Below are 24,615 nucleotides of genomic sequence, written 5' to 3' on the forward strand. Positions count from 1 at the left end.
CAGGGAGCCAGCATTATCGGGCTCCCGTGCCTGATATTTGTAATAGAGTGTTATCCACCAACGACGGTTATTTCAGCCGCTTTTTCAGCCGTTCATAGCTTTGTTTCAGTTCATCGCCAATTTCCCGGGCATTGGCACGTGCCTCCTGGGACGACTCTTCAGCGTCGTGGACGATGTCATCAAGCTTTTGTCGAAACCGCTCCCAGTGAACTTCCAGGTCATCCCATTCATCCTTGACGTCTTCCTTTGCCAGGTGCAGTTGGACACGGATTTCGTCGCGGTACTGCCGAATGGCCTCGGACAGTTTCTGCAGTTCGTCTTTCAGGGTCATATCGAACACCTCCTTTTGTCAGATGTCAGCGAGCGCTGCACAGTGCAGTTCAGTGCTACCCACTGTCAAACAATGCGACTGGAGGAGGAAATCTGTCAAGCACTCATGGCAGGAGGACGAGGCTTGTGAAGGTCAGGCCAGGGCGGTTGCCAGAATTCTCAGGTGGTACCAGGGAGATTGATCACTGAAGCCCTTGGCGGCCCGGTCTATGTCGCTGCACAGGACAATGGCATTGCTGAGCTGCGTGGCCGTCAGGCGCCGAGCAGCGCGCTCGAGGGCCTTCATTCGCTGAGGTTGGCGAATGCCGCGGGTTTTGAGGAAGTTGCCTGGAGCTTCCCGCTTGGCCATCGCCTGCTGCATTTCGATCACCAGGTTTAGATCCCGGCTCAGAACTGCGAGCAGGCCCAGTGGGTTGTCGCCTTCCTGCTGCAACGCGCCAATGATTTTTTGGGCGTTGGCGGTACGGCCAACCAGCAGATCAGTGACCAGTTCGAACAGATTGAAACGGGCGCTGTTCTGAACCACCTGTTCAACGATGTCTTCGTCAATGGTTTTGCTTTTGCTGAACAGTGCGAGACGGTCCATTTCCTGACTGGCGGCCAGCAAGTTGCCTTCCAGTCGAAAGGCCAGCATGTCCAGGGCGCCGCGGGTGAGCGTGAGGCCCTTGCTTTGGGCCCGTTGCTGGAGCCAGCCGGGAAATTTATCAGGATCAATGGGCCAGACAGTCACATGTACGCCGACGTTCTGTAGGGATTTATACCATTTGCGGCGCAATTCCGCCGGGTCCAGTTTGGCGCTGATCAGGATAATGACAATATCGTCTGGTGGCGCAGTCAGTACTTGTTCGACGACGTTACGACCATCACCTAATTTGCCGGTCGGCAGGTGAATTTCAATACGCCGCTTTTCAGCAAACAGTGACAGCGCACTGAACTCTTCTCCGACAACATTCCAATCAAGTTGGCGGTCAGCATGAAAGATGACTCGGTCCTGATAGCCGGCATCCCGGGCGACGTTGCGAATCTGGTCGCAGGCTTCCTGCACTAGCAGGGGTTCATCACCGGACACCAGGTAGATTGGCGCCAGACGTTTGCTCAGTAATTGCGGGAGCTGGGCCGGCGTTGTTTTCATTGTGCCCCGCTGTCGGTTTTTTCCGCTGGGTGTGAAGCTTGATCACGCAGGACCTGAATACGCTCGGCCGTCAAGGGTACCAGGCGAAAGATAATCTGTTGGGCCAGGCGCTGGGTCAGATTTTGGATGATTTCCTGTTCTTCACGCTGTTTGGCAAGCACGTTGGTTTCATCGTAGCGATAGGTTTCGCTGCTGTGAATTTCCGCCTCTGCGATCAATGGCACCTGGTCCGCTGTGATCACGTCCATTCTGACTGAATGGCGCAAATCGTATTCCGCCGCTGCCGCCTCCACTGTGATGGCGCTGGCGCGCCGCTTCTGGCTGAAGCTATTCAGTCGCAGCAGATAGTCGGCGTTAGGGGCCTCCACCAGCCGCACTTCGCCAAGTGTCAGTTGGTCGGTGACCGCCTCGCACAGTTCCAGCGGCACTTGATCGGCACATTGCACCGCCAATGGCTGCAACGCGCTGGAGACCGGCGCCGCGCCGCGAAGCTGGAAGCCACAGCCGGCTATCGTTAACGTGATCAACGCCAGGCCTGGAAGCGAGAGCTGGGCGTGGGTAAACCGGGTACCGGTCATATCAGTTGGCTACCACGTTGACGAGCCGGCCCGGGACGACAATGATTTTTCGGACGGTTTTGCCTTCCGTGAAACGGGCGACGTTTTCGTCTTCCAACGCCAGGGTTTCCAGGGCACCCTTATCAATATCGGCCGGCACTTCCGCCTTGGAGCGGACTTTACCGTTTACCTGCAGCACTACCTGAATGCTGGTTCTGACCATGGCACTTGGATCGGCCTCCGGCCATTTGGCCTCTACTACGGCCTCTGAGTGCCCAAGGGCATACCAGAGCGAATGGCAAATATGGGGAGTGATAGGGGACAGCATCAAGACTGCCGTCTCCAGGGCTTCCTGTGTCACCGCCCGGCTTTGTGGTGAGTCGCTGGTCAACCTGCTTACCTCGTTCAGCAGTTCCATGACGGCGGCAATCGCGGTGTTAAACGTGATGCGGCGGCTAACGTCGTCTGACACTTTGGCGATGGTCTCATGGGTCTTGCGGCGAACATCTTTCTGGCCTTCGTTCAGGCTTTTGACGTCAAGCGCCGGACTTTCACCGCCCGCTATATGTTCGTTCACCATGCGCCATAAGCGTCGAAGGAAGCGATTCGCGCCCTCGACACCGCTGTCGGACCATTCCAGGGATTGCTCCGGCGGGGCAGCGAACATCATGAACAGGCGCACGGTGTCGGCGCCGAACTGGTCGATAATGGCTTGGGGGTCGATGCCATTATTCTTGGACTTGGACATTTTGGTGGTGCCACCGACCAACACCGGCTGGCCATCCGTTTTATGAACGGCCTGGATTACGTGGCCCTTGTCGTCCTTCTTCAGGCTGACGTCTGTGGGTGCAATCCAGATTTTGCCGCCCTTAACATCTTCACGGTAATAGGTTTCTGCCAAAACCATGCCCTGACACAGCAGGCGTTTGAAGGGTTCTGAGCTGTTGACCAGGCCGACGTCGCGGAGCATTTTATGGAAGAATCGCGCGTACAGCAGATGCAGGATGGCGTGCTCAATACCGCCAATGTACTGATCCACCGGCAGCCAGTAATTGGCCGCATCCGGGTTCAGCATGCCTTTGTCGTAGTTTGGGCTGCAGAATCGCGCGTAGTACCACGACGACTCCATAAAAGTGTCGAAGGTGTCGGTCTCCAGCGTGGCGGGCTGGCCCTCGAAGGTTGTTTTCGCCCACTCGGGGTCGGCCTTGATGGGTGATTTGACACCGTCCATCTCGACATCTTCGGGCAGGATGACCGGAAGTTGATGGTCCGGTACGGGGCGTTCGGTGCCATCGTCCAGGGTCATCATGGGAATGGGCGCACCCCAGTAACGTTGCCGCGACACACCCCAGTCCCGCAGTCGGTAATTGACCGTGCGTTTGCCAATGCCTTCTTTTTCCAGAAAGTCCGCGATGGCGTCGAAGGCTTCTTCACTGGTCAGACCGTTATACTTTCCGGATGACACCAGGATGCCTTTTTCCGTGAAGGCCTGTTCATGGGTGTCAATTTCCCGGTTGTCCGTTGGCGCAATCACCTGCTTGATGGGCAGCCGGTATTTGAGGGCAAACTCATGGTCCCTCTCATCATGGGCTGGTACGGCCATTAGGGCACCGGTGCCGTACTCCATCAGGACAAAATTGGCGACCCAGACCGGAACCAGTTCCTGTGTCAGCGGGTGAACGGCTTTAAAGCCCGTATCCACGCCCTTTTTCTCCATCGTTGCCATATCTGCTTCGGCGGTCTTGCTGTTACGGCACTGCTCGACAAATTCTGCGACGTCACGGCTTCGCGCGGCCGCCACTTTGGCCAGTGGGTGCTCTGCGGCCAGTGCCATGTAGCTTACCCCCATGAGGGTGTCCGGCCGGGTGGTATACACGGTGAGAACGTCGTCGCGGTCTTTCAGGGTAAACGTCAGCTCGGTGCCGGTGGACTTGCCAATCCAGTTGCGCTGCATGGTTTTGACCTGTTCGGGCCAGTCGTCCAGCTCGTCCAGATCCGCAAGCAGCTCTTCGGCATAGTCAGTGATGCGAATAAACCACTGGGGAATTTTCTTTTGTTCCACCAGGGCGCCGGAGCGCCAGCCGCGACCGTCGACCACTTGTTCATTGGCCAGTACGGTTTGGTCGATGGGGTCCCAGTTCACGGTGGACATTTTCTTGTACACCAGGCCTTTCTCGAACAGGCGCGTAAAGAACCACTGCTCCCAGCGATAGTAGTCTGGTTTACAGGTCGCCAGCTCACGATCCCAGTCGTAGCCAAATCCCAGTTGTTTGAGCTGGGTTTTCATGTACTCGATGTTCGAGTAGGTCCATTTGGCCGGCGCGGTCTTATTACTGATGGCGGCATTTTCAGCGGGCAGGCCAAAGGCATCCCAACCCATGGGTTGCATGACGTTTTTGCCTTGCATGCGCTGATAACGGGAAATAACGTCGCCAATGGTGTAATTGCGAACGTGGCCCATGTGAAGTTTGCCGCTCGGATAAGGAAACATCGACAGGCAATAGTATTTGGGTTTACCCGGTTCTTCCTTCACGCTGAAAGTCTTGTGGTCATCCCAGAACTTGCGAGCGTTTTGTTCAACGTCGCGGGGGCTGTATTGCTCGTCCATTCCTGCCATTACTGAAATTACCCTGTAGTGAAAACTGAGTGTAAAAATGTCACCCAAACGATTTGCGGAGCGGTCGAACATTCTAACGCACCAAGCCCATTACAGGTAGCCTGGAAAGGTAGGCGAGTTGTGCCAGACTGAAGGAAGGACAACCAGACGAGGTGAGGTCATGGCGAATCACGAGCGGAATGCATTTTCAGGCCAGGCGCTAAAGGTCTATAACCGGATGATGGAGCGAGTGGAAGCCCGGCTGGGGGAACTGGAAAATCGGACGCGGGAAAGCCTCAGGGAGGAAATCGAGAACGCCGTTGAGTTTGAGAATGAACTCGAGGAAATGACCCGCGACGAAATCAACCTGCTGGCGGCCTATTTGCGTCGTGACCTTGAACATTTACTGCACTTTGTTGACGAAACCGGCGAAGGGGTCGGGGAGTGGTTGCGGCTGGACTTGTCGCTGGTTGAGCGTCAGCTGTCGGATATGCTGTTCTCCATAGCGGATAAAAGCCAATTGGATACGCTGGAGCTCGACCAGAAAATTCACAACAAAGACGTCAGCCACTACATCAGCGGTGAGGTGGCCACCGCTGGGGTGTTGCGCTGTTTGTCCTGTGGCCATATGCGTTGCCTGACCAAAACCAGCCATATCGAACCGTGTGAGGCGTGTAATTCTCATTATTTTGAACGAATTACCAGTCGATGGCCCCACGATGAAAATGAGTAACGCGTTGTCCTGAGCCGCTCACGCAATGGGGGGTATTGTCCGTTTACGAACGAAGACGATCAGTATCGCCGCCAGTGTCAGGGCCGGCCAGGAACCGGATTCCATAAACGGCGTATTACCGCTGACGGGGTAAACTTCGCCCCGCAAGGTGTCACGGGTAAACTGCGGAATGGTCTCGGTGATCTGCCCCTTGTGGTCAATAATCGCTGTGATGCCATTGTTGGTGCCCCGGAGCATGAAACGCCCGGTTTCCAGTGCCCTCATGCGCGCAATTTGCAGGTGCTGCAATGGTCCAAGCGAGTGTCCGAACCAGCCGTCATTACTGATGGTAATGAGCAGGTTGGTGTTGCGCGCGCTGAACGCAACAAAGTCCGGGTAGGCAACTTCGTAGCATATGAATGGCATCACACGGTGATCGCCAACACTCAGCGGAGGCTGATTGCCTGGTCCCCGGGAGAAGCTCGACATCGGCAGATTGAAAAAGCCGATCAGGCCCCGCAGCCACTGCTCCAGAGGGACGTACTCGCCAAAGGGAACCAGCTTTTGTTTCTGGTACAAACCAGACCCGTTGCCGATCGCCATAATGCTGTTGCGGTAGGTAAAGTCTTCCAGTTCATCACTAAAACCGTACCAGGGGATGCCAGTGATCAGGGTGCTGCCTGAACCCAATTCGGTCCTGATGTAATCAATGACCTTGCCGGCCTGGTCTTGCGGAATCGGGATAGCGGTCTCTGGCCACAGAATCAAGTCCCGGTTCCAGTCGTCCTCTGTCAGGCCGAGATACGTCACGATCTGGTCTTTCAGAAAATCGGGGTCCCACTTGATTTGCTGCGGCACATTGCCTTGCATGGCGGAGATGGTGAGCGGTGTTTCCCCCAGTGTGGTCCACTGCGTATTATTCAGCGAGGGCCCGGTTATCCAGGGTATGAGACCTGCCAGCAGCAAGGCCGCGACCGGCTTATAGCGTTTAGATTGCAGCAGGGGATAGCAGGCCGCAATGACTGCACCACTGATGACAATCCAAAAGGTCAGCCCTTGCACACCAACCACCGGCGCGTAGCCGGCCAGCGGTCCGTCCACCTGACCGGTGCCCAGATACAGCCAGGGGAAGCCGGTTAACAGCCAGCTGCGAACCCAGTCACCCAGCACCCAGATAGCTGGCAGTAACAGGAGCCGGCGCGCTTTGCTGTCGCTGGCCAGTTTGCCCCAGGCCCAGAAAGCCAGGCCATGGAACAGTGCCAGCCCGGTGACAAAAATCGTGGTGAGTATGATCGAGACGGGGATGGAGGTGTTGCCATACTCGCTGATACTGACGTAGACCCAGGACACCCCAGACCCAAACAGCCCCACCCCGACCAGCCAGCCGGCCCGGAACAGCAGGCGAGGGGCCAGTGGCAGGCAGATCAAGGCTATGACGGCAATGGAAACCGGACCCAGCCACCACCAGTTGAAGGGTGAAAAGGTCAGGGTTTGTAGGCCCCCGGCGAGCACCAGGGCCGTAATGTGCAACCAGGATAGTCCCGGGGGTTGAGGACTATCCGTCACTACGCGTCACTTGTAACAAGCGAATGACGCGGTTGTCAGCATTGGCAATGGTAAAGGCGAGACCGCCGAACTCCACGGATTCTCCGCGCCGGGGCAGGTGACCAAATTCCTTCAGCACGATACCGCCAATGGTATCGAACTCTTCTTCATCCAGTTCGGTGCGGAAAAACGTATTGAAATCGTCAATAGGCGTGATGGCCTTGACCGCAAAACTGCCATCGCCGCGCGCTTTGATGTGGGTTTCCTCATCGAAATCATGTTCATCTTCGATTTCGCCCACGATTTGCTCCAGCACATCCTCGATCGTAATCAGCCCAGCGGTGCCACCGTACTCGTCCACGACGATGGCCATGTGGTTACGAGTTTCCTTAAATTCTTTCAGGAGCTGGTTCAGGCGTTTGCTTTCGGGGACAAAGGAGGGCGGGCGCAGAATCTCCCGGATTTTAGTCCAGTTGAGATCGTTGTTGAGTGCCAGTGGCAGCAGGTCTTTGGCCAGCAGCACGCCAATTACGTCGTCCGGACTGTCCCCGATGACCGGGAACCGGCTGTGGGCGGACTCCATGATGTCTGACAAAAACGCTTTGGGTTCCTGCGACGCTTTCACAGTCACCATCTGGGAGCGAGGAATCATGATTTCCTCCACCCGCATGTCGATGACCTGCATCGCACCTTCGATGATGCTCATGGCATCGACATCGATAATGTTTTGGGTTTCTGCGTCGCGGAGTATTTCCAGCACATCTTCGACGGTTTCTGGCTCGTTGGAAAAAGCCTGTGAAATGCGTTCCAGCCAGGACTTGCCGCCCTGACTGCGACTCGACTGATCGTCGCTCATGAGTCTTGTTCCGTTTCCTCTGATTCGTAAGGGCTCCCGAAGCCCAGCTCATCCAATAGCTGCACCTCAAGGGATTCCATAATCGCGGCATCGTCATCGTTCAGATGATCGTAGCCCTGAAGATGAAGCATGCCATGTATCACCATGTGTGCCCAGTGTGCTGTCAGCGTCTTTTCCTGTTTTAGCGCCTCTGCGGCTACCACGGGCGCACAAATCACCAGGTCACCGGCTAACGGAACCGTTATACCGGCTGGCGCTTCAAATGGGAAGGACAGCACATTGGTTGGGCCGGACTTGTGGCGGTATTGGCCATTGAGCTCCGCGCTTTCTTCGCGACCCACAACGCGCAGGGTAACCTCGGATGCCTGCGCCTGGCGCCAGGCTGCAATGGCCCAGCGTGATAAGGCGTCATCGTCAGGAATGCCGGGGCCTTCGTGCACCCGTTGTATGTCCACCAGCAATTCGGTCATTGGCCTTTGCCGCCATGTTCTTCAAATGAGTCGTACGCCTCGACAATGCGCTGCACCAGCGGGTGACGGACGACGTCTTTGGCTTCAAAACGGGTAAAGCCAATGCCTGCGACATTGCTCAGCACGCCCGCCGCGTGGATCAAACCGGAGTTCTGCCCTTTGGGCAGGTCCACCTGGGTGGTGTCGCCGGTAATGACCGCCGTCGAGCCAAAGCCGATACGGGTCAGGAACATTTTCATTTGCTCCCGGGTCGTATTCTGACTCTCGTCGAGAATAATGAACGAGTTATTCAGTGTACGGCCGCGCATAAAAGCCAGTGGCGCAATTTCGATCACACTCTTTTCGATCAATCGAGTGACTTGGTCGAAGCCCAGCATTTCATAGAGGGCGTCGTACAGAGGGCGCAGATAGGGGTCCACTTTCTGTGCCAGGTCGCCGGGCAAAAACCCCAGTTTTTCACCGGCCTCGACCGCCGGTCGAACCAACATGATGCGCTTGACCTGTTCATCTTTCAGGGCTTCGACGGCGCAGGCGACCGCCAGCCAGGTCTTACCAGTACCGGCCGGGCCAATACCGAAATTGATGTCGTGGCTACGGATGCTGTGGACATAGCGCTGCTGGTTGGCGCCACGGGGACGCGCCTGAATCTTGGGCGTCTTGATAATGATCTGGCTGCCGTCGTAGGGGATCTCATCCGGCAGACGCTCAAACCCCGACTCCCGAATGAACAGGTGCACGGTGTCCGGGGTAATATCGTCCGTCGCTTCGGTCTCGCGGAACAGGTGGCGCACGACTTCGGCGGCGGCGGTGGCGTGTTCGGCTTGACCCTCCACCTTGAAGTGGTGCCCGCGACGTCCGATCCGGACGTTCATGCGGCGCTCTATGTGCTTGAGGTGTTCATCGAATTGGCCGCACAGAGTGGCCAATCGGCGCTGGTCGACAGGGTGTAGGTCAAATTGTTTGGATTCGGTGGTTTTCAAAGTGTCCCCATAATTGGATAGTGTCGCCTCTGCCTGGTTATCGGATGAATCAGAGGAAACACTACGGAATCGGTGGCTTGGCCCCGCAAACTGCCGAGCCATCCAGTGTAATCAACGCGGTCCGGAGTGGTCAGAAAAGCCGATCATTAACCGGCACTCCCCTTAAAGAATTGGGCAATGCTTCGCGAATTTCAACGTCTATAAAGTGGCCAATGACATTGGGATTGTCGGTGCGGAAATTGACGATCCGATTGTTCTCGGTACGGCCGGCAAACTCCCCGGGGTCTTTTTTGGACAGGCCGGTGACCAGAATCCGCTGCGTCGAGCCGACCATTTTGCGGCTGATGTCATGGGTTTGCTGGCTAATACGTTGCTGCAGAATACTCAAGCGCTGCTTTTTGATGCCCATGGCGGTGTCGTCCGGCAGATCGGCCGCCGGGGTGCCCGGGCGTGCGCTGTAAACAAAACTGAACGACGCGTCGAAGCCGATGTCATTGATCAGCTTCATGGTCGCCTCAAAATCTTTTTCCGTTTCCCCCGGGAAGCCAATGATGAAATCCGACGAAAAACTGATGTCCGGACGAATTGCCCGTAAACGGCGCAGTTTGGATTTGTATTCCAGCGCCGTATGGCCACGCTTCATCAATGCCAGAATGCGGTCGGAACCGCTTTGTACCGGCAAGTGCAGGTGGCTGACCAATTCGGGCACCTGCTCATAGACCTTGATCAACGCGTCTGAAAACTCCACCGGGTGGGAGGTGGTGTAGCGAATGCGGTCGATGCCGTCGATGGTCGCGATGAGCGTGATCAATTCCGCCAGGTCCATGGCATCGCCTTCGTGGGTCTCGCCCTGATACGCGTTGACGTTCTGGCCCAGCAAGTTGACTTCGCGTACGTTCTGGCTCGCCAGGTGGGCAACTTCCGCCAGTACGTCGTCGACGGGCCGGCTGACTTCTTCGCCGCGGGTGTAGGGCACCACGCAGAATGTGCAGTATTTACTGCAGCCTTCCATGATCGAGACAAAAGCCGACGGACCGTCGGCCCCGGGTGATGGCAGGTTGTCGAACTTTTCAATTTCCGGAAAACTGACGTCCACCACGCCAACGCCGCCGTGACGCGCTTGGGTGATCAATTCCGGCAGCCGGTGCAAGGTCTGGGGACCAAACACCATATCGACATAGGGCGCGCGGTCGATGATGGCCTGACCTTCCTGGCTGGCAACGCAGCCGCCAACGCCAATAATGAGATCGGGGTTCTTGGCTTTCAGACCCTTCCAGCGCCCCAACTGGTGAAACACCTTCTCCTGGGCTTTTTCACGAATCGAGCAGGTGTTCAGCAGCAGGATGTCGGCATCATCGGCTGAGTCGGTCATCTCAACCGACTCACCGGACTGAAGCAAGTCTGCCATGCGAGACGAATCGTATTCGTTCATCTGGCAACCGTGGGTCTTGATAAATAGCTTTTTGGCCATGAGTCTCAAATTACGTCGATGGGTGTCGGTGCCGCCACGGACAAGGCAGGCACCTCTGTAAAGTAACTGGCCATTATAACGATCTGATCAATCTGCAACCAGCCTTCTGGGCCATGAATTCGGGCCGATTGGGTAATCGACCCATGTGTTATTATTTCGCTCCGGACCTTTTTGGAGACCAGGATCCGCCATGACCCCGGAACGCCTCGCCAGAATTAAGCAGACACTGAACCGACGCCAGCCAGATCTGTGCGTGTTGACCGATCAGATTCACAAACCTCGCAACCTGTCTGCCATTATCCGCTCCTGTGATGCCTTTGGCGTGGCTAACCTGCACGCGGTTTGGCCCCGGCAAGGGTACAAAGCATTCCGTAAGACCGCGGGCGGCAGTCAGCACTGGGTTACCACCCGTACCCACCGAACCATGCGCGACGCCACCGCGGCACTGAAAAGTCAGGGCCACAAACTGGTGGCGGCACAACTGTCAGAGCGTGCCATTGATTATCGCGACGCCGATTTCACCGTGCCCTGCGTGTTGATCATGGGCAATGAAGTGGATGGGGTCAGTCCGGAAGCGGCAGAGCAGGCTGACGAACATGTCATTATCCCGATGATGGGGATGGTGGAGTCGCTCAACGTGTCGGCCGCCTGCGCCATTATCTTGGCTGAAGCGCAGCGTCAGCGAGCCGGGGCCGGTTTGTTCGATCAATGCAGGCTGCCGGCGGAAGAATACAATCGCTTGTTGTTTCGGTGGTGCCATCCGCAGATTAAACGCTATTGCGACGATCGCCGGTTACCTTACCCGCCGTTCGATCCAGACACCGGAGACCTGGTGGATGGGGTCGGTTGGATGGCGTCAGTACGCAAGCTCAGACATCCGGATGCAGCGTCTGATTTCTGATCCGGGTGATGCGGAAGGGTCAGTGAGTATCGTCCCGGGCCTCGAGGTATTTCTGAAGCTGCTCCCGCAACGCTTTGGGCAGACGCGTTATGGTCAGGGCATCTTTGTCGCGATCGTAATAGATAGCCTGGTTCACTAGGTCCGATGAGAAAGATACGCTCATGCCTCCGCCGGAACCGGCAATGCGCACCAGCTTCTTCACCTTTCGGTGGTCCGGGTGCAGCACCGTACCTTCCGGCAAGTCCTGTGCTTCTGCCGCGAATGTTTTAAAACGATCGGGCTGGTTTTCATCCAGGTAGCCGGACAGAGCCTCAACGGCCACAGGCTCACCGAGAGCGTGCTGTTCTTTGCAGAATTCGTAGGCTCGGGTCCGTACTTTGCCAGCTTCCTCCGGTGCCTCGGCCTGGCGTGCAAAGGCCTCAACCGCATCGAGAAAGGTCAGTGTCTCTTTTTCAACGTCCACCTGGTTGGTGAAGCCGGCCAGCCGGATAAACAGGTCGCCGATTTCTCCGGTGCCGCGGGCGTGCACCAGTGTCAGGTAGTTCTGACCGGGCTCATCGGACAGCCAGTCATCAAGCTCGATGCGCAGGGCAAGATTCAGCCGGGACAGACTCAGCACATCCGTTCCATCCAGCGCCTGAGTGCCGTCAAAACGCAGTGCGCTGTCACTTTCAAGGATCAACAGATAGATTGCGTCGCTGTCGGCCAGGGCTTCATGCACCAGCATCAGATGGCCTTGGTGTTCTTCCTGGCTGCCATTGAGCAGCTCCTGCCACTGGCCGAACAGGCGGTCGGTCAGGGAGGCAAAGGTCTGTTTGTCCTCAAGGCAATCCTTCAGCCAGGCGCTCAAAGGGGACTCGCCAAGGTCTTCCGAGAAGCGCCCGTACTTTTTACCGGGCTTGGCGTTGAACAGCCGCTTCATCTGTTTATGAAGCGCTTCGTAATCGCCGCCGGGCTCCGTCAGTGTTGACCCTGGCCGAACCTGAGCAGGTTGGCCAGGTTGCAATTGGCTGGCAAACAGTGTTCGCAGTTGTTTGATGGCCATCGGGTTACAGGCGCTTGTCGTGGGTCAGAGCCTGCATCAGCTCTGCCACGGCTTTGCCGATGTCCTTGGTGTCATCCGCACGCGCGGAGGCGCTCGCAACGTCTGTGCCGATGTTAACCGCGACAGCGATCAGGCCATGAGCGGTCAGCAATTGTGCGGTGCGGCAGCGATCATCGGCGTTGCCGGCGTTGTCTTCGGACAGCACCACCGAGGTCTTGCCAAGGTCAAACAGTGCGCGTTCGACAGCCAGTGCAAGCTCTTGCGCAAGCTTGCCGGCGCAGCCGATAATCAGAGGCTGCTGGGCCAGACGGCGGGCACGCTCGTCAGGGCTCACCGGGTCCAGTGCCTCGTCACTGGCGCTGGCCAGCCCGCTGATCATGCCGGCACCAACCGTGACGTTGGTCAGGCGGTCAACCACGATGAATCCGCCGGTGGCGCGGTTGCGGGGGTAAGGATCGAAGGCCACGGGCTGGCTCAGCGTGAGTTCACAGAGGCCAATTTCATTCAGAGCCAGCGAAGTAACGCCGCTTTGGCGCTCCAGGGTGTTGACGTCGGTGCGGTAGGCAACCTGCCGGATGGAGCCGGAAGTGAACGTCGGGCCCAGCTTGATGTCGTACAAGCGGCCGGTTTCCAACGGCTGATCAATCATCCACACCACGTTGGCGTTGAAGCGATTGCTTACCAGAGGCTCGTCTTCTGGTTTGACGAGCATGTCACCACGGCTGACGTCAATCTCATCGTTCAGGGTCAGAGTAACGGCCTGATCGATATAGGCTTCCTCAAGATTGCCATCGAACGTGACCACTTCCTTAACGGTACTGGTGCGGCGTGAGGGCAGCGCCATCACCGTATCCCCGGGGCGAACGACGCCGGACGCTATGGTGCCGCAGAAGCCGCGGAAGTTCAGGTTGGGGCGATTAACGTACTGTACGGGAAGCCGGAAATGCTCAAGATTCTTGTCGCGGGACACTTCCACGGTATCAAGAATTTCCATCATTGGCTGGCCGGAAAACCAGGGCATGTTGTCGCTGCGGGCAACCACATTGTCGCCCTCGAGCGCTGAAATGGGCACAAAGCGAACGTCTTTAAGGCCAAGCTTGTTGGCGAACGCCAGATAGTCTTGCTTGATTTCTTCAAAGCGCTCTTCGCTGTAATCCACCAGGTCCATTTTATTGATCGCGACCACAATGTGGCGAATACCTAACAAGGATGCGATAAAGGAGTGTCGCCGAGTTTGCGTCAGCACGCCATGACGGGCGTCTATCATCATGATCGCCAGCTGCGCGGTTGAAGCACCGGTGGCCATGTTGCGGGTGTACTGCTCATGGCCCGGTGTGTCGGCAATGATGAACTTACGCTTGTCAGTCGAGAAATAACGGTAAGCGACATCAATGGTGATGCCTTGCTCGCGCTCGGCCTGGAGCCCGTCCACCAACAACGCAAGGTCAAGCTTTTCGCCGGTGGTGCCCAGTTTGGCACTGTCAGCCTTCAGGCTGGCCATGTGATCTTCGTAGATCATTTTGGTGTCGTGCAGCAGGCGGCCGATCAAGGTGCTTTTGCCGTCATCGACACTGCCGCATGTCAGCAGGCGTAGCAATTCTTTATCTTCGTGTTGTTTCAGGTACGCGCTTATATCTTCTGCAATCAGGTCTGACTGGTGAGACATGGTAAAAAATCCTGTGAATACGGTAACCGCTGTTTAGAAATAGCCTTCGCGTTTCTTCTGTTCCATCGAACCGGCGGAGTCATGGTCTATCACCCGACCCTGGCGTTCGGAGCTCTTGGCCAGCAGCATTTCCTGGATGATATCGGTCAACGTGTCGGCTTCGGATTCAATGGCGCCGGTGAGCGGGTAGCAGCCCAGGGTGCGGAACCGAACCGACTTCATCATCGGTGTTTCGCCGTCTTTGAGTGGCATACGGTCATCGTCCACCATGATCAGCGTGCCATCACGGTCCACCACCGGGCGTTCTGCGGAGTAGTACAACGGCACGATTTCGATATTTTCCAGGTAGATATATTGCCAGATATCCAGTTCGGTCCAGTTCGACAAAGGGAATACGCGAATGCTCTCGCCTTTATTGATTTTGCCGTTATAGGTGTTCCACAGCTCAGGGCGCTGATTCTTCGGATCCCAGCGATGGTATTCGTCGCGGAAGGAATAGACGCGCTCTTTGGCCCGCGATTTTTCTTCATCACGTCGCGCGCCACCGAAAGCGGCATCAAACTTGTATTTGTTCAGCGCCTGCTTCAGGCCCTGGGTTTTCATGATGTCCGTGTGTTTGGCGCTGCCATGGGTGAACGGGCCGACGCCCTGGTCCACGCCTTCCTGGTTGATATGAACAATCAAATCCAGGTCAAACTTTTTCGCCTGGGCGTCCCGGAAGCGGATCATTTCCTGGAATTTCCAGGTGGTGTCCACGTGCATAAGCGGAAACGGTATTTTGCCTGGGTAAAAGGCTTTGCGGGCCAGGTGCAGCATCACCGAGGAGTCTTTTCCGACGGAGTAGAGCATAACCGGGTTGTCGAACTCGGCTGCTACTTCCCGAATGATATGGATGCTTTCAGCTTCCAGCTGTTTCAGATGCGTCAGGTTATAAGTGGTCATCGTATCCTGTTACCGCTTGCCGTAGGCGCGTGTTGAGGTGACAGAAGTTGAGTCTGTCGTCGAAATTAGGTGGCCTACTATACCAGACGGGGCGATAGCATAAGAAGTGGGGGTGCTAGAGTTTGAGGCTATAACATTATGCAGAGATGAGTGGCTGGCCCGTACATTTCGACGGGTCAGCCATTGCGATCAGCTCAGGGTTGAGAGTTGGCGACTGACGTACTGGTCGACGTATTGATGACCGTTACCCTCGAAGCGGCAGAACTGAATGCCCACATGGAATTCGTCACGGGATACTCTGCGCAGATAAACAATATGGCAGTCTGCCGACACTGTGACATTTTGGGAAGCCACGACAGGCAGGGAAAACTGGGTCGAAATTTCAATCCATTGACCGGGGGCCGGGGATGTCTGGTTGGGGACCAGCCGGTTCAATGTCTTTTCATCACACGAAATCATCATGCCGGCGCGGGATACATTGGTGGCCTTGCAGTTGACGGTGACTTGTTCCGAGAGTATGGCGACGACGTCCAGCGAGGTTTCCACTCGCTGTTGGTCTCTCAAGTTCGATTTAGTGGCCACTGGTTTCATCGTGTTGCGTTTGGCCGCGGGGGCCGCCTCGATAACCGGCGGTGTCGGCCCCTTCGAGGCACCACCTTTTTTGCGATGCACGTGCTTCGATGCGGTTCGCTCCACCATTGTTTTGTTCCCCATGTTGCTAATCAACCCTCAGAATGCTGGGCACCTCACACCGAGGGTGCCTTCTAATTTTTTATATTGTCGTCGTATTTTTCGTAATTTTACAAGCCTGAGCTAAACAGCTGAAAGTCTAGCTGTTTGTTAATTGATCAGCAACACATGTGTCGCCGCGAAAGGCGGGTAAGCCGCCAATGCCGGCTTTAATGGGAGTAGGCCGGCGAGAATCGGGCGTCGTTTCAAGTTTGCGGGGGTAGGTCGGACACTATGGTGATGATGAGCCCGGTCTGCGTGGACATTAATTGACCGGGTTTGACGGACTCAAGTGCCACGGAGGGCCGGCAACACGAGGGTCAATCCGTGAGTCGACAGGTCGGACCTTCTGCCATAGTGTTGGCGGAGTCAGGCGGTGCGCATTTGCGCTAAAGGGATTGAGGCGTTCCCCAGAACGTGACATCACGCTCTGACTCCAAAGTGCCGGAGTCAGAGCGGACTCGCCGTAGTTTGACGGGTCAGTCTGTGAGGGCGCTAGCGTTCGAGTTTTTTCTTCAAGATCTCATTGAACAACTTTGGATTACCCTGGCCCTTCGAGGCTTTCATTAAAGGCCCCATAAAGCCGCCCATCAGCTTCTTGCGTTTCTTTTCGTCGGCTTCCTGGTATTGGGCGATCTGCTCGCCCATGCCTGCGAGCACCTCCTCCACGATCTTTTCCAGCGCGCCGGTATCGGACACCTGTTTAAGCCCCTTGGCATCGATAAGTTCATCCACATCGGAGCCCTCGCCGGTCCACAGCCCTTCGAAGACTTTTTTGGCACCGGTGGATGAGACCGTGCCGTCGCTGATACGAAGGATCAGGGCGCCGAGTTGGCCGCCAGTGAGCGGGCAATCGGCGAGCTCCCGATCTTCACTGTTCAGTCGGGCGCTGAGTTCGCCCAGCAGCCAGTTGGCGGCGAGCTTGGCGTCTTTGCCATGGCTCACCGTTTCCTCGAACAGAGCGGCCATCCGGGCGCTGCTGCTGAGCAGGCTGGCATCGTAGTCGGTTAAGCCATAGTCAGACTGGAAGCGCGCCTTGCGAGCATCCGGCAGTTCCGGTAATCGGCTGCGGGCGTCTTCGATAAAGGCATCGTCGAGTTCAACTGGGAGCAGGTCGGGGCAGGGGAAATAGCGGTAGTCGTTTGCTTCTTCCTTGCTGCGCATCGAACGTGACTGCTGGGTGTCGCCGTTATAGAGACGGGTTTCCTGAACGATCCTGCCGCCATCCTCCAGAATGTCCATCTGGCGCTCGACTTCGTGGTGAATGGCTTGCTCCATAAAGCGAAAGGAGTTCAGGTTCTTGGTTTCTGTGCGGGTGCCGAGGGTTTCGTCCCCGGCGGGCTTAAGGGAGACGTTGACGTCAAACCGCAGCGAGCCCTCTGACATATTGCCGTCGCAGATGCCGAGCGAAGTGACCAGGCCGTGCAATTTGCGGGCGAACGCGACCGCCTCTTCGGCGCTGCGCATATCCGGTTCGGTGACCACTTCGATCAAAGGTGTGCCGGCGCGGTTCAAATCGATACCGGTCATGCCATGGAAATCTTCGTGCAGGGATTTGCCCGCGTCCTCTTCCAGATGGGCGTGGTGTATCCGTACACGCTTGGTGCTGCCATCAGCCAGCTCAACGTCAACATGGCCGGGGCCAACAATGGGGCGCTCCAGCTGCGTTGTCTGATAGCCCTTGGGCAGGTCGGGGTAAAAATAGTTTTTGCGTTCAAATACTGAGCGACGGCAAATTTCTGCATCAACCGCGAGGCCAAACATGACCGCATACTTGAAAGCCTGCTCGTTGGCCACCGGCAGGGTGCCGGGCATGGCAAGGTCGACTGCGCTCGCCTGGGAATTGGGCTCGGCCCCGTACGCCGTGCTGGTGCCGGAAAAAATCTTGGTTTTGGTGGCGAGCTGAACATGAATTTCAAGCCCGATCACAATGTCCCATTGCATGCTGAATATCCTCCTGATGGAAGCGGAATGATCGCTCCCATCTAACTAAGCCCATATAAAGAGTGTCGCTCCGACGCTTAGGCGTCCGGAGAGAGTTGGTGCCAATCCGTCACTTGCTGATACTGATGGGCTGCGTTCAACAACCGGGCTTCGGAGAAATAATCGCCGATAATCTGTAAGCCGACAGGCAACCCCTCCATCAGACCCGCAGGCACAGACATCGCGGGCAGTCCGGCCAGATTGGTTGAAATGGTAAAAATATCTTCCAGGTACATGGTGACCGGGTCGTCGGTCTTTTCGCCCTGGATAAACGCGGGTGAGGGCGTCGTCGGGCTCATGATGACGTCCACTTGCTTAAAGGCATTAATGAAGTCTTGCTGGATCAGGCGCCGTACTTTTTGCGCCTTCAAGTAATAGGCATCGAAATACCCTGCCGACAGGGCATAGGTGCCGACCAGAATACGGCGTTTGACCTCAGCGCCAAACCCCTCGGCACGTGTGCGGGTGTAGAGATCCATCAGATCCCGGGGGGCTTCACAGCGATAGCCGTAGCGCACACCGTCAAAGCGGGACAAGTTGGCAGAGCATTCCGCCGGCGCAATAACATAGTACGCCGCAATCGCCAGATCTGCGTGGGGCAGGGAGATTTCCTGCACGGTTGCGCCGAGCTTTTCATACTCGCGGATTGCCTCACGCACGACGTTGTTCATCTCGGAACTGAGCTGGTCGGTGAAATACTCTTTCGGCAGCCCGATCCGAAGTCCCTTCAGAGAATCGTTCAGTGAGGCGGTGTAGTCGGGTACCTCGCGATCGATCGACGTTGAGTCCTTTGGATCAAAGCCTGCCATGACGTTTAACATCAGGGCATTGTCCTCGGCGGTACGGGCCATGGTGCCGCCCTGGTCGAGACTGGAGGCAAAGGCAATCATGCCGTAGCGAGAGACCCGGCCATACGTGGGTTTCAAGCCGGTGATGCCGCACAACGCCGCCGGCTGGCGAATGGAGCCGCCGGTATCCGTTGCGGTAGCGGCAGGCACCAGGCGGGCCGCCACCGCCGCCGCCGAACCGCCTGAGGAGCCGCCAGGAACCCGGCGCTCGCCCCAGGGGTTTGTGGTGGCTCCAAAATAGCTGGACTCCGAAGAGGAGCCCATGGCGAACTCGTCCATGTTCGTTTTGCCCAGGCACACAGCGCCGGCCTCGCGAAGCTTGCGGGTAACGGTGGCATCGTACGGCGGCACAAAATTCTCAAGCATTTTTGAGCCGCAGGTCGTGCGGACGCCCTCGGTGCAGAAAATATCCTTGTGCGCGAACGGGATGCCGGTCCAGGGCGTCGCGTTGCCCTGTTTACGGCGCTCGTCGGCGGCACGGGCATCGGCCAGGGCAGCCTCTTCGGTCACGGTGATAAAGCTGTTGTAGCGGTTGTCTTGCAGGCGAATTCGTTCGAGGAAGTGTGTCGCCAGTTCAACACTGGACACTTCGCCGGATTCCAGCGCATGAGAAAGTTGGGCTACGGTCTTGTTGTGCATGGGGCGGTTCCTGGAAATTCCTGAACAATAATGGTCGTCACTGGTGACGGTGACTATTCAATAACGCGGGGTACCAGATACAAACCGTTTTCGGTGGACGGCGCAATCGCCTGGAAAGCCGCCCGGTTATCGGTTTCTGTGACCGTATCGGCGCGCAGGCGCTGGGCGGCGTCAAGAGGATGCGCCATGGGTTCGGTCTGGCTGGTATCGGCACTCTGAAGCTGGTCAACAAGGTCCAGAATGTTGCTGAGGTCCTTCTCCAGCGCCGTAACCTGCGCCTCATCGACCTTGATTCTGGCTAACAAGGCGACTTTTTCAATGTCCTGACGAGAAATTGCCACGCATTGCCTCCGCTATAAATGAAATTACTGTAACGCCCCGATATTACGGGGTTCCGGCACCGGGTTTACGGGCGTTAGGGCAACCAACCACCGCCGGATAGAGCGCGTATGGTAACAGATTCGGTGCCTTTCGGGAGGGGCAATTACTTGAAACGACGGCACTTGGAGCCTCATCGTGCCTTGCCTGTGGGGGTGCTCGCTGCTAAAGTTGCCGCAACACTTCTGCGACTGCTTTTCTTAGGTTGAAAAAACACGAATGTTCATTAAAAGAATTCGAGGTCTGTTTTCCAGCGATTTGTCCATTGATCTGGGTACAGCGAATACGCTGATCTATGTTCGCGGCCGCGGCATTGTGCTTAACGAGCCCTCCGTAGTGGCAATTCGCACTAATAATTCCCAGAAAACGGTGGCAGCGGTTGGTGGTGAAGCCAAACGTATGCTGGGTCGTACACCGGGCAACATCACGGCAATCCGGCCATTGAAAGATGGTGTCATCGCCGACTTCGTGGTGACGGAGAAAATGCTTCAGCACTTTATCCACAAGGTGCATGAGAACAGCTTTATTACACCCAGCCCACGCGTGTTGGTGTGTGTGCCGAGCAAATCAACCCAGGTTGAGCGCAAGGCGATCAGAGAGTCTGCTCTGGGCGCGGGTGCCCGGGAAGTGTTCCTGATTGAGGAGCCCATGGCGGCGGCCATTGGTGCGGGCCTTCCGGTCGAGGAAGCCAGCGGTTCGATGATCGTAGATATTGGTGGCGGTACCACTGAAATCGCCATTATTTCACTGAACGGCATTGTCTACGCGGAATCCGTCCGGGTTGGTGGTGACAAGTTCGATGAAGCCATCGTGACCTATGTGCGCCGTAATTATGGCAGCCTGATCGGCGAATCGACTGCTGAACGGATCAAACACGAGATTGGCTGCGCTTACGAGGGTGTTGAGATTCGCGAGATCGATGTCCGTGGCCGGAACCTCGCCGAAGGCGTGCCGCGTGCGTTCACCCTGAACAGCGAAGAAATTCTGGATGCCCTGCAGGAGTCATTGGCGCAGATAGTCCAGACGGTTAAAAGTGCCCTGGAGCAGTCGCCTCCGGAACTGGCATCTGACATTGCCGAGCGTGGCATTGTTTTGACCGGTGGTGGTGCACTGCTGCGTGGACTGGACAAACTGCTCAGCGAAGAGACCGGTCTGCCGGTGATCATCGCTGAAGACCCGCTGACCTGTGTCGCACGCGGAGGCGGAAAAGCGCTGGAAGTCATCGATCGTGGTGGCATTGGTATGTTTTCTCAGGAGGGTTGAGCGTGGTGGCACCGGCTGCCTGCTTGATCACTTGCCCAACTCAACCGCCGCTTGCGAATCTTCGCAGCGGCGGTTGTCGTATCTGCACGGGGAGGATTGGCCATTAAAACAATCTTCGTGCAGGGTCCTATCCCCGGGTTTCGTCTGTTTCTGGTGATTGTTCTGTCCATTGCACTGGTGGTGCTGGACGCCCGCTTCGGTAAATTGGACACCGTCCGCAGCTCTTTGGGTACGTCACTGTCACCCGTGGTTTGGCTGGGCAGTGTGCCCGACGAGCTCACGACATGGGTGAAGAGCCTGTTCATTACCCGCGATGATTTGCAGGCGGAAAACGAGACGCTGCAGGCACGCCTCCTGATTCTGGAACGGCGCGCACTCAAATACGCCGCGTTGTCGGCGGAAAATAGCCGCTTGCGTGAGCTGCTTAATGCTTCGGGCGTTCTCGATGATCGCGTCATTGTCGCCGAAATTGTAGGCGTCTCTCCGGATCCTTTTTCCCATGAAGTGATTATTAACAAGGGCAGCCGAGACGGGGTTCAGGTCGGTCAGGCAATACTGGACGCCTTCGGATTGATGGGGCAGGTGCTCAGTACCAGCAGCTTCACGTCACGGGTGTTGCTAATCTCGGACAGCAGTCATGCGGTGCCGGTGGAAGTTAACCGCAATGGCTTGCGGGCGATTCTTCTGGGCAACGGTGACATCAATAATCTTGAGCTGGTGCATGTGCCCGACACAGCGGATATACGGGAAGGCGATATGTTAGTGAGCTCCGGCCTGGGCGGTCGATTTCCCAAGGGTTATCCGGTTGCCGAGGTTGCGTCGATTGAAAAAGAGCCCGGTGAGCAATTCATTCGTATCAGCGCCAAGCCGCGGGCACACCTGAGTCGGAGCCAGATGGTGTTGATCGTGTTTCAAGCGAATGTTGAGCGTCGGGAAGAGCGCCTGAACGACAACCTGTCCGACTCCGATACCGACATCGACGCAGTGGGGTCGCCCTGATGCTGTCGGTGATCAGTTACCCGGTTTTTGGCATCAGCATCATCCTGAGCCTGGTGTTGAGCATTTCACTGTTTCCATTAGGTTGGTTTGAGTTCCGTCCTGAGTGGCTGGGTCTAATGGTGTTTTACTGGACCTTCAGGGCACCCGCCCAGTTCGGCATTTTGCTGGCCTGGTGTTTGGGTCTGTTGCTGGACGTCCTGGAGGCGACGCCGCTCGGTGTCAATGCCATGGCCATGGGGTTGGTCGCGTTTCTGGTCCTCACCATCCATCAGCGACTAAGAATGTTCCCCATGCCACAGCAGTGCCTGATGGTCTTCTTGTTGCTGGGCATCAACCAGATGCTTGTGCACTTTATCAAGCAAGTGCTGGGTGCTGACAATGCAGGCTTTGGTTATCTCTGGCCTGCGCTCACAAGCGCCGTTGTCTGGCCGTTCATCTGTGTTCTGCTGGATAACTTGAACCGTAAACTGGGATAGGATGCTCCTTTGCGCCCCATTATTCTTGCTTCTGCATCGCCCAGGCGAGCCGATCTACTGCGTCAGCTAGGGCTCACGTTCTCGGTTTTTCCTGTGGATATTGATGAACGCCCGACCCCGAATGAGGCCGCTGCGCACTATGTGGAGCGGTTGGCGCGAGAGAAAGCTTTTGCTGGCTTGAAATTGGCCGTTGACCCAAAGAGTCTGGTCATCGGCTCGGATACCTCGGTGGTACGCGACGGCGACATTCTGGGCAAACCTGACGGTAAAGAGCAGGCCGCAGAGATGCTTGCCAGTCTTTCCGGCAGGAGCCACAAGGTGATGACCGCGGTAGCGCTTGCCGGAGAGCACGGCTGCTTTGCCCGCGTCTCCACTACCGAAGTCAGGTTCAGGGCGCTGTCTGAGTCCGAAATCAGGGCCTATTGCGATACCGGCGAGCCCATGGACAAAGCAGGCGCGTATGGGATTCAGGGTCGTGGCGGTGCATTTGTCAGCGGTTTATGGGGAAGTTACAGCGCAGTAGTCGGACTGCCATTGGACGACGTGGCGGCATTGCTGGCCGAGGCAGGCCAGCCGGTCTGGATGGTTTGGAATCAGTCTGGGGAGAAGCTGGGATGAGTGAAGAAATTCTGATCAATGTTACGCCGGTTGAAACCCGTGTCGCCCTGGTCGAAAACGGCATGTTGCAGGAAGCCTACATTGAGCGAGCCAGTCGCAAGGGCATCGTGGGCAATATCTATAAAGGCAAGGTCGTTCGGGTGTTGCCAGGCATGGAAGCCGCGTTTGTCGACATTGGGCTGGAGCGTGCCGCTTTCATTCATGCTTCGGATGTTGTCAATGGGGCTTCCGACGAGCCTGACCTGGAAGTGTCACGCACCGTGCCGGATATTCGTTCTTTGCTGCGGGAAGGTCAATCCCTGGTGGTTCAGGTGACCAAGGACCCAATCGGGACCAAAGGGGCACGTTTGACCACGCAACTGTCGGTGCCGTCCCGGTACCTTGTCTTCATGCCGGGCGTGAGTCATATCGGTATTTCCCAGCGCATCGAAGATGACACCGAACGAGCCCGGCTAAAGGCCATTGTGGAAGAGAATGCGCAAGCCCAGGGCGAACCGCAGGGCGGCTATATTATCCGCACGGCGGCGGAAGCCGCATCAGCGGAGGACTTGATCGCAGATATGCACTACCTGCACCGGCTCAGCCAGTCCATCCATGAGCGCATTAAGGCGGCGGCCGTGCCCGCGGTAATCTACCAGGATTTACCGCTGTTTATCCGCACTATCCGGGACCTGATTCGGCCACAGACGGAGAAGGTCAGAATTGATTCTCGCGAAAGCCACCAACGGGTGATGCAATTTGTCAGCGAATTTGTGTCGGAGTTCTCCGACAAAGTTGAATACTATCCGGGCGAACGCCCAATCTTCGATTTGTACAGTGTTGAGGATGAAATCCAGAAGGCGCTGAGTCGTAAGGTACAACTCAAGTCCGGCGGTTATGTGATTATCGACCAGACCGAAGCGATGACCACCATCGATATCAACACCGGAGCGTTTGTGGGTCACCGCAACCTCGAAGAAACCATCTTCAAAACCAACCTGGAGGCTGCGCGTGCGATCAGCCGTCAGCTCAGGTTGCGAAATCTTGGTGGCATCATCATTATTGATTTCATTGACATGGAAGACGCCGAGCACCGGCGTCAAGTCCACCGAATGCTTGAGAAGATGCTGGAACGGGACCACGCCAAAACCAAGATTACCGGAGTGTCCGAGCTTGGTCTGGTCGAAATGACCCGCAAGCGCACCACTGAAAGCCTCGGTCAGTTACTGTGTGAACCCTGTCCAATTTGTGATGGGCGCGGCTTTCTGAAAACCGGTGAAACGGTTTGCTTTGAGATTTTCCGCGAGATTCTGCGGGTTAACCGGGCGTATGAAGCCGAAAGCTATTTGGTGATGGCGTCCCAGAGTGTCGTGGATCGATTACTGGATGAAGAGTCTGACAATGTGGCCGACCTGGAAACGTTTATTGGCAAGTCCATCCGCTTTCAGGTTGAGGCGTTTTATAGTCAGGAACAGTATGATGTAGTTTTACTTTAGGATT

Annotated in this window: 23 protein-coding genes; 7 read left to right on the forward strand and 16 right to left on the reverse strand. The window is 56.5% G+C overall.

Going from position 1 to position 24,615, the window contains the following annotated elements; translation table 11 throughout:
- Positions 1-67: 67 nt before the first annotated feature.
- The 4 genes from GRX64_RS05000 to leuS all read right to left on the reverse strand — a co-directional run bounded on the left by GRX64_RS05000 (position 68) and on the right by leuS (position 4,627).
- Positions 68-331 (reverse strand): hypothetical protein, encoded by a 264-nt coding sequence (locus tag GRX64_RS05000; RefSeq protein ID WP_166264271.1) that lies wholly within the window; start codon positions 329-331, stop codon positions 68-70.
- A gap of 132 nt (positions 332-463) precedes the next feature.
- Positions 464-1,462 carry a DNA polymerase III subunit delta gene (gene holA, locus GRX64_RS05005; RefSeq protein WP_166264273.1) on the reverse strand — a complete coding sequence of 333 codons (999 nt, stop codon included), beginning with the start codon at positions 1,460-1,462 and terminating at the stop codon, positions 464-466.
- Positions 1,459-2,040 (reverse strand): LPS-assembly lipoprotein LptE, encoded by a 582-nt coding sequence (locus GRX64_RS05010; RefSeq protein ID WP_166264275.1) that lies wholly within the window; start codon positions 2,038-2,040, stop codon positions 1,459-1,461. Before GRX64_RS05010 ends, holA begins: the two co-directional genes overlap by 4 nt.
- 1 nt (position 2,041) lies before the next feature.
- Complete coding sequence (leuS, locus tag GRX64_RS05015; RefSeq protein WP_166264408.1) at positions 2,042-4,627, reverse strand: leucine--tRNA ligase; 2,586 nt, start codon at positions 4,625-4,627, stop codon at positions 2,042-2,044.
- Between the two features lie 169 nt (positions 4,628-4,796).
- On the opposite strand from leuS, the gene GRX64_RS05020 reads away from it, so the two are divergent.
- A complete protein-coding gene (locus GRX64_RS05020; RefSeq protein ID WP_166264277.1) occupies positions 4,797-5,348 on the forward strand; it encodes a zinc ribbon-containing protein in 552 nt (183 codons plus the stop codon).
- An 18-nt stretch (positions 5,349-5,366) separates the two neighbouring features.
- On the opposite strand, the gene lnt is transcribed toward GRX64_RS05020, so the two are convergent.
- The 5 genes from lnt to miaB all read right to left on the reverse strand — a co-directional run bounded on the left by lnt (position 5,367) and on the right by miaB (position 10,649).
- Positions 5,367-6,893, reverse strand: coding sequence for an apolipoprotein N-acyltransferase (lnt, locus tag GRX64_RS05025; RefSeq protein ID WP_166264279.1), 1,527 nt, complete (start codon positions 6,891-6,893; stop codon positions 5,367-5,369).
- Positions 6,883-7,728, reverse strand: coding sequence for a CorC family transporter (locus tag GRX64_RS05030; protein ID WP_166264281.1), 846 nt, complete (start codon positions 7,726-7,728; stop codon positions 6,883-6,885). Before GRX64_RS05030 ends, lnt begins: the two co-directional genes overlap by 11 nt.
- Positions 7,725-8,198, reverse strand: a complete 474-nt coding sequence (gene ybeY / locus GRX64_RS05035; protein WP_166264283.1) for an rRNA maturation RNase YbeY — start codon at positions 8,196-8,198, stop codon at positions 7,725-7,727. The genes GRX64_RS05030 and ybeY overlap by 4 nt, the downstream gene beginning before the upstream one ends.
- Positions 8,195-9,178 (reverse strand): PhoH family protein, encoded by a 984-nt coding sequence (locus GRX64_RS05040; RefSeq protein ID WP_235937519.1) that lies wholly within the window; start codon positions 9,176-9,178, stop codon positions 8,195-8,197. Before GRX64_RS05040 ends, ybeY begins: the two co-directional genes overlap by 4 nt.
- A 130-nt stretch (positions 9,179-9,308) precedes the next feature.
- A complete protein-coding gene (miaB, locus tag GRX64_RS05045) occupies positions 9,309-10,649 on the reverse strand; it encodes a tRNA (N6-isopentenyl adenosine(37)-C2)-methylthiotransferase MiaB (protein WP_166264287.1) in 1,341 nt (446 codons plus the stop codon).
- 190 nt (positions 10,650-10,839) lie between these two features.
- Here miaB and trmH point away from each other — a divergent pair, with 190 nt between their 5' ends.
- On the forward strand, positions 10,840-11,550 hold the full coding sequence (gene trmH, locus GRX64_RS05050; RefSeq protein ID WP_166264289.1) for a tRNA (guanosine(18)-2'-O)-methyltransferase TrmH: 711 nt from the start codon (positions 10,840-10,842) through the stop codon (positions 11,548-11,550).
- A gap of 19 nt (positions 11,551-11,569) precedes the next feature.
- Here the strand turns inward: trmH and GRX64_RS05055 are convergent, their stop codons facing one another.
- The 7 genes from GRX64_RS05055 to gatC form a co-directional block, all read right to left on the reverse strand.
- The gene (locus tag GRX64_RS05055) at positions 11,570-12,595 is read right to left on the reverse strand and encodes a nucleoid-associated protein (RefSeq protein ID WP_166264291.1); all 1,026 of its coding nucleotides are present in this window, start codon (positions 12,593-12,595) and stop codon (positions 11,570-11,572) included.
- Positions 12,596-12,599: 4 nt separating this feature from the next.
- Positions 12,600-14,261 carry a sulfate adenylyltransferase subunit CysN gene (gene cysN, locus GRX64_RS05060; RefSeq protein WP_166264293.1) on the reverse strand — a complete coding sequence of 554 codons (1,662 nt, stop codon included), beginning with the start codon at positions 14,259-14,261 and terminating at the stop codon, positions 12,600-12,602.
- A 33-nt stretch (positions 14,262-14,294) separates the two neighbouring features.
- Entirely contained in the window at positions 14,295-15,203 is a 909-nt protein-coding gene (gene cysD, locus GRX64_RS05065; RefSeq protein ID WP_166264295.1) for a sulfate adenylyltransferase subunit CysD, read from the reverse strand.
- A 189-nt stretch (positions 15,204-15,392) separates the two neighbouring features.
- Positions 15,393-15,917 carry a PilZ domain-containing protein gene (locus GRX64_RS05070; protein WP_235937520.1) on the reverse strand — a complete coding sequence of 175 codons (525 nt, stop codon included), beginning with the start codon at positions 15,915-15,917 and terminating at the stop codon, positions 15,393-15,395.
- A gap of 510 nt (positions 15,918-16,427) precedes the next feature.
- Positions 16,428-17,876, reverse strand: a complete 1,449-nt coding sequence (gene gatB / locus GRX64_RS05075) for an Asp-tRNA(Asn)/Glu-tRNA(Gln) amidotransferase subunit GatB (protein ID WP_166264297.1) — start codon at positions 17,874-17,876, stop codon at positions 16,428-16,430.
- 77 nt (positions 17,877-17,953) lie between these two features.
- Complete coding sequence (gatA, locus tag GRX64_RS05080) at positions 17,954-19,402, reverse strand: Asp-tRNA(Asn)/Glu-tRNA(Gln) amidotransferase subunit GatA (protein ID WP_166264298.1); 1,449 nt, start codon at positions 19,400-19,402, stop codon at positions 17,954-17,956.
- Positions 19,403-19,455: 53 nt separating this feature from the next.
- Complete coding sequence (gatC, locus tag GRX64_RS05085; RefSeq protein WP_166264300.1) at positions 19,456-19,743, reverse strand: Asp-tRNA(Asn)/Glu-tRNA(Gln) amidotransferase subunit GatC; 288 nt, start codon at positions 19,741-19,743, stop codon at positions 19,456-19,458.
- Positions 19,744-19,999: 256 nt separating this feature from the next.
- Between gatC and GRX64_RS05090 the strand changes: the two genes are divergently transcribed.
- The 5 genes from GRX64_RS05090 (at position 20,000) to rng (ending at position 24,611) form a co-directional block, all read left to right on the forward strand.
- On the forward strand, positions 20,000-21,043 hold the full coding sequence (locus GRX64_RS05090) for a rod shape-determining protein (protein WP_166264302.1): 1,044 nt from the start codon (positions 20,000-20,002) through the stop codon (positions 21,041-21,043).
- Positions 21,044-21,160: 117 nt separating this feature from the next.
- On the forward strand, positions 21,161-22,042 hold the full coding sequence (gene mreC, locus GRX64_RS05095) for a rod shape-determining protein MreC (RefSeq protein WP_166264412.1): 882 nt from the start codon (positions 21,161-21,163) through the stop codon (positions 22,040-22,042).
- Positions 22,042-22,518 (forward strand): rod shape-determining protein MreD, encoded by a 477-nt coding sequence (mreD, locus tag GRX64_RS05100; protein ID WP_166264304.1) that lies wholly within the window; start codon positions 22,042-22,044, stop codon positions 22,516-22,518. Before mreC ends, mreD begins: the two co-directional genes overlap by 1 nt.
- 9 nt (positions 22,519-22,527) lie before the next feature.
- Entirely contained in the window at positions 22,528-23,136 is a 609-nt protein-coding gene (locus tag GRX64_RS05105) for a Maf family protein (RefSeq protein WP_166264306.1), read from the forward strand.
- Positions 23,133-24,611, forward strand: coding sequence for a ribonuclease G (rng, locus tag GRX64_RS05110; RefSeq protein ID WP_166264308.1), 1,479 nt, complete (start codon positions 23,133-23,135; stop codon positions 24,609-24,611). Before GRX64_RS05105 ends, rng begins: the two co-directional genes overlap by 4 nt.
- The last annotated feature ends 4 nt before the right edge of the window (positions 24,612-24,615 follow it).

This window comes from Marinobacter caseinilyticus (assembly GCF_011074955.1).
GTDB classification, from domain to species: domain Bacteria; phylum Pseudomonadota; class Gammaproteobacteria; order Pseudomonadales; family Oleiphilaceae; genus Marinobacter; species Marinobacter caseinilyticus.

Bases quoted from the DNA above. Each gene is read 5' to 3' on its own strand.
- GRX64_RS05000 (WP_166264271.1), bottom strand. From the start codon at position 331: ATGACCCTGAAAGACGAACTGCAGAAACTGTCCGAGGCCATTCGGCAG.
- holA (WP_166264273.1), bottom strand. From the start codon at position 1,462: ATGAAAACAACGCCGGCCCAGCTCCCGCAATTACTGAGCAAACGTCTG.
- GRX64_RS05010 (WP_166264275.1), bottom strand. From the start codon at position 2,040: ATGACCGGTACCCGGTTTACCCACGCCCAGCTCTCGCTTCCAGGCCTG.
- leuS (WP_166264408.1), bottom strand. From the start codon at position 4,627: ATGGACGAGCAATACAGCCCCCGCGACGTTGAACAAAACGCTCGCAAG.
- GRX64_RS05020 (WP_166264277.1), top strand. From the start codon at position 4,797: ATGGCGAATCACGAGCGGAATGCATTTTCAGGCCAGGCGCTAAAGGTC.
- GRX64_RS05030 (WP_166264281.1), bottom strand. From the start codon at position 7,728: ATGAGCGACGATCAGTCGAGTCGCAGTCAGGGCGGCAAGTCCTGGCTG.
- ybeY (WP_166264283.1), bottom strand. From the start codon at position 8,198: ATGACCGAATTGCTGGTGGACATACAACGGGTGCACGAAGGCCCCGGC.
- miaB (WP_166264287.1), bottom strand. From the start codon at position 10,649: ATGGCCAAAAAGCTATTTATCAAGACCCACGGTTGCCAGATGAACGAA.
- trmH (WP_166264289.1), top strand. From the start codon at position 10,840: ATGACCCCGGAACGCCTCGCCAGAATTAAGCAGACACTGAACCGACGC.
- GRX64_RS05055 (WP_166264291.1), bottom strand. From the start codon at position 12,595: ATGGCCATCAAACAACTGCGAACACTGTTTGCCAGCCAATTGCAACCT.
- cysN (WP_166264293.1), bottom strand. From the start codon at position 14,261: ATGTCTCACCAGTCAGACCTGATTGCAGAAGATATAAGCGCGTACCTG.
- cysD (WP_166264295.1), bottom strand. From the start codon at position 15,203: ATGACCACTTATAACCTGACGCATCTGAAACAGCTGGAAGCTGAAAGC.
- GRX64_RS05070 (WP_235937520.1), bottom strand. From the start codon at position 15,917: ATGGGGAACAAAACAATGGTGGAGCGAACCGCATCGAAGCACGTGCAT.
- gatB (WP_166264297.1), bottom strand. From the start codon at position 17,876: ATGCAATGGGACATTGTGATCGGGCTTGAAATTCATGTTCAGCTCGCC.
- gatA (WP_166264298.1), bottom strand. From the start codon at position 19,402: ATGCACAACAAGACCGTAGCCCAACTTTCTCATGCGCTGGAATCCGGC.
- GRX64_RS05090 (WP_166264302.1), top strand. From the start codon at position 20,000: ATGTTCATTAAAAGAATTCGAGGTCTGTTTTCCAGCGATTTGTCCATT.
- mreD (WP_166264304.1), top strand. From the start codon at position 22,042: ATGCTGTCGGTGATCAGTTACCCGGTTTTTGGCATCAGCATCATCCTG.
- rng (WP_166264308.1), top strand. From the start codon at position 23,133: ATGAGTGAAGAAATTCTGATCAATGTTACGCCGGTTGAAACCCGTGTC.